Source organism: Alloalcanivorax dieselolei B5, from assembly GCF_000300005.1.
GTDB classification, from domain to species: Bacteria; Pseudomonadota; Gammaproteobacteria; order Pseudomonadales; family Alcanivoracaceae; genus Alloalcanivorax; species Alloalcanivorax dieselolei.
Genome location: NC_018691.1, coordinates 692,719 through 708,325, shown reverse-complemented (window position 1 = coordinate 708,325; position 15,607 = coordinate 692,719). Strand labels below are relative to the sequence as shown.

Annotated in this window: 11 protein-coding genes; 4 read left to right on the top strand and 7 right to left on the bottom strand. The window is 62.8% G+C overall.

Annotated features, from left to right (window positions below):
• The first annotated feature begins 8 nt into the window (after window positions 1-8).
• From dctP to B5T_RS03285, 4 genes are all read left to right on the top strand, one after another.
• Window positions 9-1,106, top strand: a complete 1,098-nt coding sequence (gene dctP / locus B5T_RS03300; protein ID WP_202803051.1) for a TRAP transporter substrate-binding protein DctP — start codon at window positions 9-11, stop codon at window positions 1,104-1,106.
• 51 nt (window positions 1,107-1,157) lie between these two features.
• Window positions 1,158-1,673, top strand: a complete 516-nt coding sequence (locus B5T_RS03295) for a TRAP transporter small permease (protein WP_014993038.1) — start codon at window positions 1,158-1,160, stop codon at window positions 1,671-1,673.
• Window positions 1,674-1,694: 21 nt separating this feature from the next.
• Window positions 1,695-3,011, top strand: coding sequence for a TRAP transporter large permease (locus B5T_RS03290; RefSeq protein WP_014993037.1), 1,317 nt, complete (start codon window positions 1,695-1,697; stop codon window positions 3,009-3,011).
• A gap of 65 nt (window positions 3,012-3,076) precedes the next feature.
• On the top strand, window positions 3,077-4,054 hold the full coding sequence (locus tag B5T_RS03285) for a zinc-binding dehydrogenase (RefSeq protein ID WP_148279339.1): 978 nt from the start codon (window positions 3,077-3,079) through the stop codon (window positions 4,052-4,054).
• A gap of 23 nt (window positions 4,055-4,077) precedes the next feature.
• Here the strand turns inward: B5T_RS03285 and B5T_RS03280 are convergent, their stop codons facing one another.
• The 7 genes from B5T_RS03280 to thiC form a co-directional block, all read right to left on the bottom strand.
• Window positions 4,078-4,776: a DUF3592 domain-containing protein gene (locus tag B5T_RS03280; protein ID WP_014993035.1), complete on the bottom strand. Its 699-nt coding sequence runs from the start codon at window positions 4,774-4,776 to the stop codon at window positions 4,078-4,080.
• Window positions 4,777-4,922: 146 nt separating this feature from the next.
• Window positions 4,923-6,023 carry a DUF6708 domain-containing protein gene (locus B5T_RS22960; RefSeq protein ID WP_014993034.1) on the bottom strand — a complete coding sequence of 367 codons (1,101 nt, stop codon included), beginning with the start codon at window positions 6,021-6,023 and terminating at the stop codon, window positions 4,923-4,925.
• The gene (locus B5T_RS23490; RefSeq protein ID WP_014993033.1) at window positions 6,023-11,347 is read right to left on the bottom strand and encodes a T6SS effector BTH_I2691 family protein; all 5,325 of its coding nucleotides are present in this window, start codon (window positions 11,345-11,347) and stop codon (window positions 6,023-6,025) included. Before B5T_RS23490 ends, B5T_RS22960 begins: the two co-directional genes overlap by 1 nt.
• A 100-nt stretch (window positions 11,348-11,447) precedes the next feature.
• Window positions 11,448-12,254, bottom strand: a complete 807-nt coding sequence (gene cpdA, locus B5T_RS03265) for a 3',5'-cyclic-AMP phosphodiesterase (RefSeq protein ID WP_014993032.1) — start codon at window positions 12,252-12,254, stop codon at window positions 11,448-11,450.
• 156 nt (window positions 12,255-12,410) lie between these two features.
• Window positions 12,411-12,860, bottom strand: a complete 450-nt coding sequence (locus tag B5T_RS03260; protein WP_014993031.1) for a DUF1249 domain-containing protein — start codon at window positions 12,858-12,860, stop codon at window positions 12,411-12,413.
• A gap of 19 nt (window positions 12,861-12,879) precedes the next feature.
• Window positions 12,880-13,509 (bottom strand): NUDIX domain-containing protein, encoded by a 630-nt coding sequence (locus B5T_RS03255; protein ID WP_014993030.1) that lies wholly within the window; start codon window positions 13,507-13,509, stop codon window positions 12,880-12,882.
• A complete protein-coding gene (gene thiC / locus B5T_RS03250; RefSeq protein WP_014993029.1) occupies window positions 13,502-15,379 on the bottom strand; it encodes a phosphomethylpyrimidine synthase ThiC in 1,878 nt (625 codons plus the stop codon). Before thiC ends, B5T_RS03255 begins: the two co-directional genes overlap by 8 nt.
• Window positions 15,380-15,607: the final 228 nt, after the last annotated feature.

The window sequence follows — 15,607 nt, the reverse complement described above, 5'->3', positions numbered from 1 at the left end:
GACACGTGATGACAATAAAAAGAAGGGATTTCCTCAAAGGCAGCGCCGCCCTCGCCGGCGCCGGCATGCTGAGCGGTTTGTCGGTACCGGCCTGGTCCGCGTCCACCACCCGCATCAAGTTCGATACCTACATTTCCGAAACCGCCGGCCCTTCGCGCCTGGACAGCTGGTTCCTCGACGAACTGGAAAAACGCGCCGGCGACGCGGTGAAAATTCGCCGTTTCTGGGCCCAATCGCTGAACAAGGTCGGCGAGCATCTGGCGGCGGTCCGCGACGCCACGTCCGAAATGTCCCTGATTTCCCCCGGCTACTATCAGGCGGAACTGCCGGTGACCCGGGGCCTGGACTGGTATTTCCGCATGCAGCGCGCCGACGCCCTGCAGCTGGTGTGCCGCGATCTGTACCAGCAGTTCGAGCCGCTGCGTCAGGAGTGGGAGCAACGGCACCGGTCCAAGGTGATGTACTGGACCAACTGGTATTACGCCCCTCTGGTGACCCGCGAACCGATCCGCTCCCTGGAGGACATCAAGGGCAAACGGATTCGCGGCTACGGCGTGGCCACGGAAGTGATCGAGCGCCTCGGCGGCACCGCCGTGCCGATGGCGGCACCGGAAGTTTACACCGCCCTGGAACGGGGTGTTCTGGACGGCGTCTACGGTTTCGATTTCATGACCTCCATTGCTTACAAGCTGCATGAAATCGCGCCCTACTTCACCGACCTGGGCGACGGCCCTCATGCTCCCGCCGCCACCATCATGAGCATGAGCACCTGGAACGAACTGCCGGACAAGGTGCAGGGGATCTGCAACGAGCTGGTGGAAGAGATTTACGCTGGCAAGTACACCGAAATCTACGGCGCCACTTCCCGGGAGTATGTAAAAACCGCGCTCAAGGAAGGCGCCAAATTCTCCTCGCTCAGCGATGCCGAGAAAGCCGAAGCCAAGGGACTGATCCAACCGGCCCAGGTGGAGGGCTGGATCGAACGGGTAGCCAAACCGGCCAACATCGACGGCGCCAGGATGCAGGCGCTGGTGGACGCGGCCATCGCCAAGCACGACGCCAACGGTACCCTGGAGCGGCCTATAGAACTGGCGGCGGAGCGGTAAAGCTCCGCCCCTCCCGGCACCGCATCGGATGACAACAATAACGAGGCAATCATGACCTTCCTTGAACGGCCATTCCGGGCCCTGGCCAATGTGTTTGGCGGCGTGGCACTGGTTTCGCTCGCCTTTCTGATGGTGGCGATCACCCTGGACGCCACCGTCCGCTCCGTGCTCAACCGGCCGATCACCGGCATCTTCGAGCTGTCGGAAATCGCCCTGGTGCTGATCGTGTTCCTCGGCCTGGGCTGGACCCAGATGGAACACGGCCACATCCGCGTGGATGCCCTGGTGAAACTGGCGCCGGTGCCGGTGGCCCGGGCCATGAACGCCTTTTCCTGGGCCGCCGCCGCGCTGGCCCTGGCCTTGCTGACCTGGCCCTCGACGCTGGATGCGATTCACTCGTTCCAGATCAAGGAGTTCCGCTGGGGCTACATCGAATTCCCGATCTGGTGGGCGAAAATCGCCCTGGCTGTCGGCCTCTGGTTCGCCACCGCGCAAATGCTGCTGTATTCCGGCCTGGCTCTGCTGGGCCGGGATCAGCCTTCCACGCCAGCCCCGCACACCGACTGACAGGCCAATGAGAGACCCGCTATGGATGAAATGACCGCTACCCTGCTGGCCATTGGCCTGGTCTTCGTGCTGCTGGCCACCGGCGTGCCCGTCTTCGCCTCCCTGGCCCTGGCCGGCGTCGCCGGCGTGGTGATGGTGGAGGATCTGGACTTCGCGCTGAACCGCCTCAAGGCATTTTCTTACACCCAGACCGCGGTCTACCTGCTGACCGTGATCCCGCTGTTTATCCTGATGGGCAACTTCGCGCAAAAAGCCGGTGTCGGGCAGAGACTGTTCAGTGTGGCACGCAAATGGGTCGGCCAGTTGCCCGGCGGCCTGGCCATCGCCAGCGTCCTTACCAGCGCCGGGTTCGCCGCCACCTCCGGTTCCAGCGTGGCCACCGCCGCCACCGTCGGCGCCGTCGCCCTGCCGGAAATGAAACAGGCCGGTTACGACCGCCGGCTGAGCACCGGCGCGGTGGCCGCCGGCGGCGTGCTGGGTGTGCTGATTCCGCCGAGCGTGCTGTTGATCTTCTATGCCGCGCTCACCGAAGTGTCCGCCGGCGCCATGCTGGTGGCCGGGGTACTGCCGGGTTTGTTGTCCACCCTGGTGTTCATCGTCGGCATCGTGGTGGTCAGCAAAAAGATCATGCCCGGTCGCCACCAGACCCAGCCCCGCTATGGCTGGGGGGAACGCTTTACCTCCCTGGGCGACGCCTGGCAGGTGATCGTGCTGTTCGTGGTGGTGCTCGGCGGCATTTACCTGGGCTTCGTCACCCCCACCGAGGCCGGGGCGATCGGCGCCTTCGCCGCCTTCCTGATGCTGCTCTGCTCACGACAGGCGCGCGCCAATCTCGGCGGCAACCTGAAGGACAGCTTCCGCTCCTCGATCAGCACCACGGTGATGATCCTGATGACCATGCTCGGCGCCGGCATCTTCAGCTACTTCCTTACCCTGGTGGGCGCGCCGCAATACATCGTCGAGGCCGTCACCACCGTGGATCTACCGCCACTACTGATCATCGGCCTGCTGCTGTTGATCTATCTGCCGCTGGGCATGTTCCTGGACGCGTTCTCGATGCTGGTGATCACGCTGCCGATCCTGTTCCCCACCGTGCAGTCACTCGGCTTCGACCCGCTCTGGTTCGGTATTCTGGCGGTGAAAATGTGCGAAATCGGTCTGATCACACCTCCAGTGGGCCTGAACGTCTATGTCACCGCCGGCATCGACCGTGACACCCCACTGGTGGACGTGTTCCGTGGTGCCGGCTGGTTCATGATCATGGAAGCGGTCACCACCTTGCTGATTTTCTTCTTTCCGGTCATTGTCACCTGGTTGCCCGCCAACATGCTCGGCTGAAGGCCGAATCATTGAAGGTCGAAAGAAAAGCAGCGTTCAATCACAGGAGAGATGCCGTGAAAGCCATGATCATCGACCGTTCCGACGCGACACCGGCCATCCGGCAAGGTGACATCGAGCCCCCTTCCCGGACCAGAGGACAGGTGCTGATCCGGGTCCAGGCCGCTTCGGTGAATCGCGCCGACCTGGCGGTTCTGGCCGGCACCCACGCCGCTCCCGGGGCCGCCGGCGCCCCCGCCGTGGTGGGCCTGGATGCCGCCGGCACCGTCGTCGAAGCCGATGAGGACAGCGGATTCAGCGTCGGCGACCGGGTGATGACCATGGTGGGCGGCGGGCTGGCGGAGTACGTCGCTATTGACGCGCGCTTCCCGGTGCCCCTCCCGGACTCGTGGACGTTCGAGGAAGGCGCCGGTGCCATAGTTGCCCTGATGACCGAACACAACGCGCTTCGTACCGCCGGGCAGCTGCGCGACGGCGACGCCGTGCTGATCAATGCCGCCAACTCCGGGGTCGGTCAGATGGCGATCCAGATTGCGCGACATCTGGGCGCCGGGCGGATCATCGCCGGCGTCCGCACCCACCGGGAAGACGCCCTGCTCACCACGCTCGGCGCGGACACCGTCATCAATACCGGAGCCGGCGGGTTCGCTGAGCAAGTACTCGACGCCAGCGATGGGCAGGGCGTGGATATCATCATCGACCATGTGGGCGGCCCCTATCTGGCGGACCACATCAAAGCCGCGGCGCTACAGGCGCGCCTCATCGGCGTGGGCCGTCTCGGCGGCGCCGAAGGCACCCTGGACATGGAAACCCTGGCCTTCAAGCGGGTGGAAATCATTGGCGTGACGTTCCGCACCCGTAGTCTGGAAGAGAAGGTGCGCATCGTCGAGGCAATGCGTGAGGATCTGGACAACGCCCTGGCCGCGGGGAAGCTGAAGCCGCGTATCGATCGGGTACTGCCTTGGACGGAAGTGCGTTCGGCGCAGAACCTGGTGGCCGGCAATGACCACCTGGGCAAGGTTATCCTCCAGGTCGGGACTTGATCATCCGGCGGCCCCGGTCGTGGTTATTTCGGAGACCTGGGCAGGAACGACAAATCCATGTGATAGCGGCCCGGATCGTCACACCCGATGAACACCGGCACGCTCACGTCCTGCAAATAAGGGGAAGGGTCGTACCATAAGTAATCGCTGAGAAAACGGCGGCTGTCCCCGCTCAACGGATCGCGTCCTCGTGTCACCACCCGATAAGGATGGCGATACTGCACCTTCACCGAAGTCACCTGCTCCACTTGCTCCAGTTCGGTCTCGATCCGCCGCCCTTCACGCTTCAGCACAGCCACCCGGCGCCGCTTTCGCCGGCCGGCCGCAATCCAGATGCCACCGATCAAAAGGAATACCGGTCCGATCAACCCACCGATTATCGAACCGCCCCAGAGCGCAAAGAAATCATCAACCCGAGCCTCCGCGGGCCGGGCCGGCGAATACAGGATCGGCACGGCATCGCCTATCCGCACTCCAGAGCAACGCGTCCCTGCCCTGGTGGAAAACTCGATTGGGCGTCCGTCCTCCGTATGAAATCGCAATACCCATTCACATATGGTCTTTTCGTCCACACGCCGCTCACGGACATTCTCCAACGTCCCCTGCCCTGACACTGCCTCCTTCATGAAAGAGGCGGTATCCAGATACAGCACGATCGCCGTCACAATCGCGGCAAGTCCGAAGATGGCGAAGAAGTATTTAAAAAGACCCAGAACGTTCATTCATTACCTTATCTAGCCGGGTCAGATCTTTATAGCGGCAGTTCAAGAGGATAAGGCGAACCCAAGACTACCCGCCAAAAGAGTTCACACCCGCGACCCTGATCGACGACTAACCATTTTCACTTCTGCAATAACCACGCTTGATATCAAGGCAACCACTGGGAGCCAGACTCCTCTTCTTCGGCGGGCGCGTCCGCATCATGATCCTTGGGGACCCACAGATCCGCATTCAAATACAACCGGCGACAGGTCTCCGGATCGTAATCTTCCGCGGTGGTGAATTCGGGGGTCGGTTTGCCGGGTTGACCGGCTTCACGGATAACCTTGGGCCAGCGGGGTTCCCAGCACAGTAGTTGAGATACCCAATGCCCCGCCCCCAGAATCAGGAACGCGGGGCTCATCAGCAGTTTACCCAGCCATAGCTTCCAGCCTCCATGACGCAGAATCGGCCACAGACCCTCGAATTGGGGTTCCAGGCTGTACCAGGGCCAGGGAATCTTGCTGCGTACCCGGGGTTTGGGCACGGATTCGGGGCCTTCCTCCATGTAGCGGCGGATGAACTCCCATTCGTCGAGTAGTTCCTTAGCGGTACCGGCACGTTTTCCGACGGCGGCAAAGGTTACAAACGGCTGTCCGGTTCGGTGCGGCATCCAGGCCAAGACCAGACGCGTCCCCGCCCCTTCATGGATCGGAATAATCTTGTCCCAGGGCATTGTCACCACCCCACCTGCGTACTTGGGGCGATGTAAATGCACCTGCTTGGTTTTGCGGTTAAAGCGGATTAACAAGCGGCGATGAGTGAACAGCTCCCAGCGGATAGGAATGTAGAATTTGAATTTGAAGAAGCAGTACCAAAAAGCGATTGTCAGAGTAGAGAAAACCCCTATACCTAATAAAGCTCCAAAGAGAGTTCTTGAAGGAATAAATCCAGCGACAACTCCAACAATTCCCCATATCGGAAAAATACTCGTAGCATAAAGTACGACCAACACCAACGGCGTAATCAATCCTCGGTAATGCTCCAAAGACCCACAACGCATTTCCAGATAAGTGTCGTTGAACGCGTACACCGGCCCCCGGCTGTGAGGGTGCTCACTGACAGGCCGGTCCAGGGGCGGCTGTTCTTCTTCCAGGGCCGCTTTCAGTGACTCCTGGCTCTCATCCATGAAGTCCTTACCAAAAACCTTGTCCTTCCTCTCTTCAGCTAGTGTCGTCCCCCACCAAAGCATCCACTCAAAAAAATACATCAGGTCACCTCGGCAACAGCCATCCACAACTCGGATAACTCCGTGTCCAAGTCATCGTAGCCAGTACCATCATTCTTGCGGAAGGCGCTCTTGTCACACCACGCCTCCAGGGCATCCGGTGTGACCAAATACCACACCCCGGTGGCCATCCAGAATACGGCATTGCTGCCCACCAGGACACGGGTCAAGAATTTCTGAGCGGCCTCCTCACCAAGCCACGTTGCAACACGTGCACTTGCCCTGGCAATGATAACCGCTACTCTATTGGTGGATTTCTTCGCCACGTTCTCAAAGAACGGTTTGGCAGTGGCGATGGCCAGCAAGGAACTGGACAAGCCCAAGCCAATACCTGCGAAGCCACGGGCTAAATAGGCCCAAGCAATGGGGGATTCAATGCCTTGTCTCTTAAATGCTTCCCGACCATCCCCGAAGTCATACACCGCCAACACCACCCCGCCCACGGTGCCCATTGAGGCCGCCCACAGCTTGCGGCTGCCTTGCAGGATGCGGGCTCCCTCGGCACTGTTCCCCGCCGCGGCAGCACGTCGGGCCGCCGACTCGGCGGCACTGGCCAGCAGTTCCGCTCCACAAGCCGCACCGGCCATCACGGCGGCCATGGCCTCCATGTAAAACCGTTGGTCTTTGGCGCCCACGCTTTCCGCTTTGAACGCCAGCATCAATGCCTCGGCGGCGATCAATACCGACAAGGCGCGCCCATAGCGCACCTCACTGGCTTTCGGTTGGGTGATGAAACCGTCCAACCCGATTGTGGCACCTCGCGCGGCGCTGCCGGCGGACTGTTTCGCCAGATTTTCAACCAACCGGGGCGCGGTCCGTGAGACACTCTGGGCCGTGGACCTGGACAGTTGTTTGTGCAGTTCCGCATCGAAGGCATAGCGCCCCAGTTGCGCCCGGCTCGCCGTTCCCAGCAACCGGTACAACGCACTTTCGCCTTTGCTGGGATGGCCGCTGCCGAACAAATTACGCAACAGCCCCGCCTGCCAGGCGAGTACGCCACTAACGGCCACGCCGCTACCTTCCAGCGAACTGATGGCGGTATCCAGCTTTTCGAACTGCTGGGTAGCGGCCTGAACCGCCTGGAGCGCACCGAGGGCCACCCAGTTCGGGCCCTCATCATCGGTGTCAGCTTGTCCTTCCAGCACCTTGGCCATTTCAACCAAGTTGTCTTCCAGCGCCTGCTGGTTGTAGGCCATGGCACGCCAGCACAGGTTGGCCGGACCACCGCCGGGGCCTTGGCTCCACCAGCCATCGATCACGGATCGGCCACTTTCGCAGCCTACCAGGCCATCCACCGCCAACCCCAAGGTCGCGGTAAAACGGGTGCCGTTCTCCTCATCCGCCTTGTCGTAGGCCTGCAGGGCTCCCTGCAGATAATCGCTTTGCAGCACCGCAATCTGTTCCGGTGCTCGACGGTCCATTTCCGTCTCCGCCTCGGCACTGTGTTGTAGGAAAGCAGTTTGTACCTGATCCATCTGGCCGGTATTCAGACGGGACAGATAGTCCTGCTCGAACTCTTTCCGATAGGCGTTCTGCTGTGCCGCGCTATATTCGGTGTGACGGGCCGCTTCAACCGTGTCTTGATGCCCTTGTTTAATCCGTTCCCGGCGTCTAGCGAACTGCGCGGCGTATTTTTCTTCAAAAACACGGTCTCCGTGAACGCGCCGTCGCTGCCGTTCTTCCTCTTCGAGGCGATGCAACTGATGTTCCACACTGCCGTGGCCGGCCTCCCAGCGAAGGCTTTCTCGTTGCACCGTCCCCGCCGCCTTCTGCCCCGCATACCCCTGATGCAGCTGCTCGATCTGCTGTTGGATCTGTACTTTCCAGTCGTTGCTGACGCCTTGTTCGTCCTCTTCCTGAAGCCAATCGTGCAGTGGGTCCAGGGCGGCGTTACGCCAGGCGTTCAGGGTTTGGGCGGCGCCGAGGGCGTCGTTCAGGGCCAGGACGGCGCCGTGGGTGGAGACCGCCTGGGTGACGGTGGTCAGCGTTCCCTTCAATACTCCGACGTTGGCATACTGAATCAGGCCTTGATCATCCGCCAGCCAGGCGGGGGCGAACGGGTCCTGCGACAGCGCCTGTTGCAGGGCCGGATTGCCGTCAAGGCACGCCTCGGTCACCGCGTTACCGATCTGCTCGCCGTGCAAGGTATCAAGCTGGGAGGTTCGGCCTTCGGCCCATTCCTTCGGCGAAAAGGTTTGCCAGTAACCTTTGGCGGTATAGTCGTCGGCGTTTTCATCATAATCCGCTTTGCGGGCGTCGGTGAGCGGGTCCGGGGTGAACAACCACCATGAGCGTTCAACGGTCTCCGCTTTTTCGATCTCCACCGCCAGGGTATTGGGCGTCACGGGTTCGGGTTGGGCCGGTGCTTTTGGCGCCTCACCCTCAAACCGGGTCAGGTCGCCGTTGGGCTTAACCTGATACTGCTGCCATTCCTTCCGGCCGCCCCGGTCCAGCAGTACGTACAGATAGCCTGTCCTCAATAATCTCAGGGTCTCCCTGGATTGGGACAATGAGGTGGGCGGAACAAGCTGTTTCGGCAGTTGCGGCGCGTGCTCGGCCAATGCCCCCGTGGCCACGGCGTGACGCACAGGCAGAATCGTGAGCGTCAGCGTCTCCATCATTTCCTGTTCGGTGGTTTCCTCTTCCTCATCTTCCCACTCGACATCCGCCAAACGCTGTGGAGCGAGGGGCGCTTTGGCGGTCAGGGAGGGCGCCAGTCCAGCCACTTTTTTTGCCAAGGGAGCGACGGAGAACAAACCCGCGGGCAAAGCGGGAAGGCTGGTGTTGCCCGATTGCCCGCCTTCCAAGGACTTGATGGAGCCTTTCACGGTAAAGGTCCCCGGGCAGCGGAAGGTGATGTTGGCGCCGTCGAGGACGATTTCGGTCTGGCCGCTTTGCAGGGTGATTTTTTCCTTGGCGAGGACGCTGACCTTGCCTTCACTGCTGGTGGCGGTGATGGCCTGGTCCGACAGCAGTTCCAGCGGCCCGCCGTTGGCCTGCAGGGAGACCGGGCCGTTTTCGCTGATGATCTTGAGCGGGCCTTTGTGGCTGTAGAGGCCGGCGCTGCCGCCACTGGCCAGGGCCAGGTTGTCGCCGGCGCTGATGTGGCCGTCGCTCTGGGTGGTGATGTGCAGGTGCTCGCCGGCCATGGCGGCGGCGCTTTTGTCGCTGTTGAGGACGATGTGGTCCGGGCTTTCCAGTACCAGTTTCGGATCGGCGAAGGTTTCCACCGGCTGGTCGCTGTCTTCCCGGCTGCCGGGCTTCGGTTTGAACGGCGACTGGCCCGCTACCGGGGCGGTGTAGCGGCCGTCCACTTGCGGGTCCAGGGCTTCACGGAAGGCGGTTTGCGCGGCATTGCCGGCCAGCCCCGGCGCGCCGGCGGCGGTGGCGGCGTCGTGCAGGGCCTGGGCGGTGCGTTCGGCGCCTTTGAGCTGGGCCACCGCTTCGTTCATTTCCATCTGGGTGCCCTGGCCTTTGGCCTTGGCGCTGGCCGATATCAGCAATCCACGGCCGGCGCGCACGGTGGTCCAGGCCTGAGTGACCAGTTCCCAGCCCTGGCCACGCAGGGCGCCACGCCGGGTGGGTCCCGGGGTGACGCTGTAATCCACCAGGTAGCCCAGCCCCAGGCCGCTGCGGGCCAGGCTGGTTTCCAGCCGCACGCTCACCTGTTTCGGGGTGTCGTCCAGCAGCAGGCGCTGCAGGGTCGGGCTGTGGTCGCCCTGGCCGTCGTGCTCCCGGGTTTGCAGGCCACTGACGGTGCCGGCGTGGTTGGTGCCGTCTTCCCGGGCGACGCCGAACGGCGGCTTCACTTCGCCGTTGTAGAGTTGGCCGATGACCACCGGTTGATCGATGTCCCCCTGGCGGAATTCCACCAGTACCTCGCTGTCGATCCGAGGCAGGAAATTGCCGCCCCAGTTAGGGCCGGCCACAGCTTCCGCCACCGGTACCCAGATGCCGGAAGAATGGTCTCCCGGCGCATGGCCGGGGTGCTGCCCTCCGGTGTCGTCAAGGCTGCCCGGATTGGGCGCCGCGCCGCGCTGCCAGGCGTATTGAATGCGCACCTGGTGGTCGCGGTTGCTGGTGACGGCATCGCCGGGCATGCCCACCACACGCGCCACCAGCGGCCCGCCCACGGTGGGTTTGGGGCGGTATAGCGGCGCCACCGGGGTGGTTGCCGGTACCGCCAGGAAGGTGTTGCGGTACTGACCGGCCTTGAGGGTGTCGTCGCCGAGCAGCTCGCCAGCGTGGGCCAGGTTGTTCACGGCGGCGTGTTCCACCGCCAGAGCCAGATAGGGCCCCTGGTCACAACGGGGATGGCCGCTCAGGGTAAACGCCTCGCCGGCCGCGAGAGTGCGGGAGCGGCCTTCGCCCCGGTGCACACGCCGCAACACCCGCAGCGCGTCGAGATGATGGCGGGCGCTTTGCTCCGCCTGATCGGCGCCGTCGAAGCGGGCGTCCTGGCGGTGCCAGTAAACTTCCCGCACCGGCAGGCCATCCGGGTCGGCTTCCTCGGCACGGCCGGTAACGGTGCGCACCTTGCCACTGTGCCAGCTGGCCACTTGCACCGCGTTGGGGGTCAGGCGGGTGCCGTCAGTGAAGCGGGTGATCGCGGCCCGGCCTTCTTCGGAAAGGTCGTTATGGAAATGCAGCGGCGCGGCGTCGGGGTGTTTGGCATGGCGATCAAAGATCACCAGGGTCACCGGCGCGCCGGAATCGCCCTCCCCTTCGTCCTGGCGATGCTCGAAACGCCAGGCCAGACCACATTCGGCCATCAGTCGCCGCACGAAATGCCAGTCACTTTCCCGGTACTGGGTGATCATCGGCCGCTGCGGCAACGGATCCATCAGGTCGAACCGCACGGCACCGTCGGGGTACTCCGCGAACACCTGCTCCAGCACGTCCCGAACGGTGCATTGGGGAAACACCAGGCTGTTGAGGCGCTGTTCCAGCCACCAGGTCCAGGGCGCCACCGTGAGTTCACAACGAGGCAGGCCATCCATGTCGACGAAGTGGTGGCCGTCCACGCAGACACCGTGCCAACGCCGCCAGCCGCCGTCGGTGCGGCGCAAGGACAAAGTCAGGGGCTGACCGATCAGGGCGTCGAGAAAGCCGTCATCACGACGATCAGAACCGGAGATGAAGCATTGCAACTGGAAGCGGTAGTCGCCGCAGAGTTCCTCGCGGCCACGGAAGCGCTCCACCACCAGACCGTCCACCGGAGCGTCCAGTTCGATCAGGCGCTGGTCTTGCAGAGGGTTGGCCAGAGAGGCCAATAGATCACGGGCGAGGGATTGAGCATCGATCATGGAAAGTCCTTTTCCAGGAGGCGGGTCCTGTCTTAGCCTCCCGCCGAATCCGCAGAGCATAGCAAGGCGGCCGGATGAGTCAACCCGGCCGCCGCCGGGGTCAATAGCCGTTGACGGTGAGATCCACGGTGAAGTGCATGCCCTGGACCCGGCTCACTCCGGATTCGATACGCCCGTCGGGATAGAGATCCAGCCAGCGGTAGCCCGGATTGCATTCGTCCAGGGCGAAATCCGCGCTGTGTGGTTTGAATTGAACGCAGGTGCTGGGCACCGCCAGCAAACGCACATTTTTGCGCCGGCTTTCGTATTCCTGGTGAACGTGCCCCCATAACACCGCCCGCACCTGGGGGTGCTGGTCGATGATGCGGAAAAAGGCGTCGGAATTGGCCACTTGCTGCTCGTCGAGCCAGCGGCTGCCCATGGGCACCGGATGGTGATGCAGGCAAATCATCACATGGTGGTCACGGCTCTCGATCAGCGCCTGTTCCAGAAACGCCAGGTCCCGCTCGAACAGCTCGCCGGGGACCTGACCGGGAATGGTGGAGTCGAGCATGATCACCCGCCAGCCGTCGACGGCGCCGACACAGGGGCTGACCCGGCCGGCTTCATCGGCAAGCATGGCGCGCATGGGGTGGGTTTCATCGTGGTTCCCTTCGAGCCAATAGATCGGCACATCGAAGGCCCGCAGCGCCTGTTTGAGGCGCGTATAAGACGCCTCGGAGCCGTCCTGGGACAGATCCCCGGTAGCCAGGATCGCCCGCATATCCGGCTGCTCGGCGCGAACCAGACGAAGAACGGTCTCCAGGCTGTGCTGCGTATTCAACCCCAGCATGGTGCTGGCCGGGTCGGCGAACAGGTGGAAGTCCGACAGTTGCACCACCCGAACGGGTGTTACCGGTTGCGACAAGGTACGCGCTCCCGCTGTTTGTAGTGATCCGTTTTACCCTCAAGCGCCGTGGCGCCCATCCCATGCGTCGCCGGCCTCTTCCCCAAGCGGCCGAACCACGCTTTCGGGAACTTATAACGCAACCATTACAGGATTGACCAGGAACCTGGTTCCGTTTCAGGAACCGGCCGCCGGCCATACCGGGGCGGCACTGCGGCCATGGTCGCTGACATGGGTCAGCCACTCACCGAGAAAGCGATTCCACTGCGCCTTTTCGTCGCGCTGATGCATGTCGGGGTTGGGATAGGGATAGCGGGCGCTGACGCGCCGGAACCGGCTGGCTTCGGTGACTTCCGCCACTCGCGCGTCGTGGTAAAGCCGCACGGTGAGGCGCTGCCCCGGCATGGCTTCGTGCAGCCCCTGATCCTCCAGTCGCAGGATGGTGGTATAGGGCGCCCGTTCCAGCACCCGGATGTTCAGGGTACGGGGGCGTTCGGCTCCCAGCGACAGATCCAGGCTGTCCTGTTCACCCAGAGCCCGGATCAACGGCAAAAGGCGGGCATAGTTGGCCTCGCACTGCGCCATCAGATCACGAAAATTCAGGCGATAGCGGCGCGAGACAGTCATGAACGTCCCTCCTGAACAGTCATCCCCGCCACTCCCGGTCCAGAGCATCCCGGTGCAACAGCAACCATTGCAGAGTGATCAGGGAGGCGGCGTTATCCACTCGCCCGCTTTCCAGCAGCGCCGGGATCTCCGTCACCGGCAGCGTCGTCGCCAGGATGTCCTCGCCTTCCTCGGCGCAGCCATGGACACCGCCGGCACCGGCCAGATCGGCGCGGGCGACAAACAGATGCAGCCGTTCATTGGTGCCGCCGGGGCTGGGCATGTAGCTGAGCACCGGGCGCATCTCGCCGAGCTCGATGCCCGCCTCCTCCATCGCTTCACGGCGCACCAGTTGCTCCACCGGCTCGCCCTCCTTGTCGGCGATACCGGCGATCATTTCCAGGCACCACGGAGTATCACGCCAGCCCAGGGCACCGACGCGGAACTGCTCCACCAGCAGGATCTCGCCACGCACCGGGTCATAGGGCAGCACCGCCGCCGCCGGCTGGCGCAGGAACACCTCACGGGTCAGTTCGGGGCCCCAATCGCCTTGATAGCGGCGATGACGCAGGGTCAGCCGGTCCACCTGAAAAAAACCTTTGAACGGAGTTTCCCGCTTCAGCACTTCCACATCGGCGGCGCTGAAGCGGGGGGCGCGGGGATTACTCATCGGCCTCATGATAGAGCTTGGAGCCCTGTTCAAGGAACTCGCGGGATTTTTCCTCCATGCCGGCACGGGCCTGGTCGACCTGTGCCTGCCCATCGCCGTAGGTCTCGCGAACCTCCTGGCTGATCTTCATGGAGCAGAACTTCGGCCCGCACATGGAGCAGAAGTGAGCCACCTTGTGCGCCTGCTTCGGCATGGTCTCGTCATGGAAAGCCCGGGCCCGGTCCGGGTCCAGCCCCAGGTTGAACTGGTCCTCCCAGCGGAATTCGAAGCGCGCCTTGGACAGCACGTTATCACGCAGCTGGGCACCCGGGTGCCCCTTGGCCAGGTCGGCGGCGTGGGCGGCGATCTTGTAGGCGATGATGCCTTCCTTCACGTCTTCCCGGTTGGGCAGACCCAGGTGCTCCTTGGGCGTCACGTAGCACAGCATGGCGGTGCCGAACCAGCCGATCATGGCGGCGCCGATGGCGCTGCTGATGTGATCGTAGCCCGGCGAAATATCCAGGGTCAGTGGCCCCAGGGTATAGAAGGGCGCCTCGTGGCAATGCTTGATCTGCTCGTCCATGTTTTCCTTGATCATGTGCATGGGCACGTGACCGGGGCCTTCGATCATCACCTGAACGTCATGTTTCCAGGCGATCTTGGTCAGCTCACCCAGGGTGCGCAGCTCCGAGAACTGGGCTTCGTCGTTGGCGTCGGCGATGGAGCCGGGACGCAGACCATCACCGAGACTGAAGGTCACGTCGTAGGCCTTCATGATCTCGCAGATGTCTTCAAAATGCGTGTAGAGGAAGCTTTCCTCATGGTGCGCCAGACACCACTTGGCCATGATCGAGCCACCCCGGGAAACAATGCCGGTCACCCGGTTGGCGGTGAGCGGCACATAGCGCAGCAACACGCCGGCGTGAATGGTGAAGTAGTCCACGCCCTGCTCGGCCTGCTCGATCAGCGTGTCGCGGAAAATTTCCCAGGTCAGGTCCTCGGCAATACCGTTGACCTTCTCAAGCGCCTGATAAATCGGTACCGTGCCGATGGGCACCGGCGAGTTGCGCAGGATCCATTCCCGGGTTTCGTGAATGTTCTGCCCGGTGGAGAGATCCATCACGGTGTCGCCGCCCCAGCGGGTGGCCCAGGTCATCTTCGCCACTTCCTCCTCGATGGAGGAGGTCACCGCGGAGTTGCCGATATTGGCATTGACCTTGGTGAGGAAGTTGCGGCCGATGATCATCGGCTCGATTTCCGGGTGGTTGATATTGGCGGGGATCACGGCACGGCCGCGGGCGACTTCATCGCGGACGAATTCCGGGGTGATCTCGTCCGGAATGGCGGCGCCGAAACTGCGGCCCGGATGCTGTGCCACCGGCAAGCCGGCTTCGCGATGCTCGCGCAGGCGCTGGCTTTCGCGGATGGCGATGAATTCCATCTCCGGCGTGATGATGCCCTGGCGCGCGTAATGCATTTGCGAGACATTGGCGCCCTGGCGCGCACGGCGCGGAGCGCGGATATGCGGGAAACGCAAACCGGCGGTGGCCACGTCGGCGGCGCGGCGGCGGCCGTAGTCGCTGGTCAAGCCGGCAAGCTGTTCACTGTCACTGCGCTCCTCAATCCAGGCATCGCGCAATGGCGACAACCCCTGACGGATGTCGATACGCGCGTCAGGGTCGGTATAAGGACCGGAAGTGTCGTACACCGACAAGGGGGGATTGTGTTCCAGTTCCCCGTTGGCCAGGGGGGTCGGATCCTGGCGGATTTCACGCATCGGCACGCGGATATCCGAGCGGCTGCCGGAGACATACACCTTCCGCGAACCCATGATGGGTTGGCAAGCCTCGTCGATGGCATTGGGTGCGGCATTACGTTGCTCGTCTGGCACGATCGGCCTCCAGGGCTACACAAACATGGGGGAGGCGAACACTATACGCAGCGACCCATTTACGGACAACCGAGGGCGCGACGAAGGGAGTGTCAATCCGTCTCGCTTGCTATTACCATACTGGCCAGTTCACCATTTCACCGTTACCTGTCGGTGGGGATCAAGCGCCAGCCATATCGGGACAAGATGCCCCGGCACGGCCGGGGCGAGACACAAGCCGGAACAAAA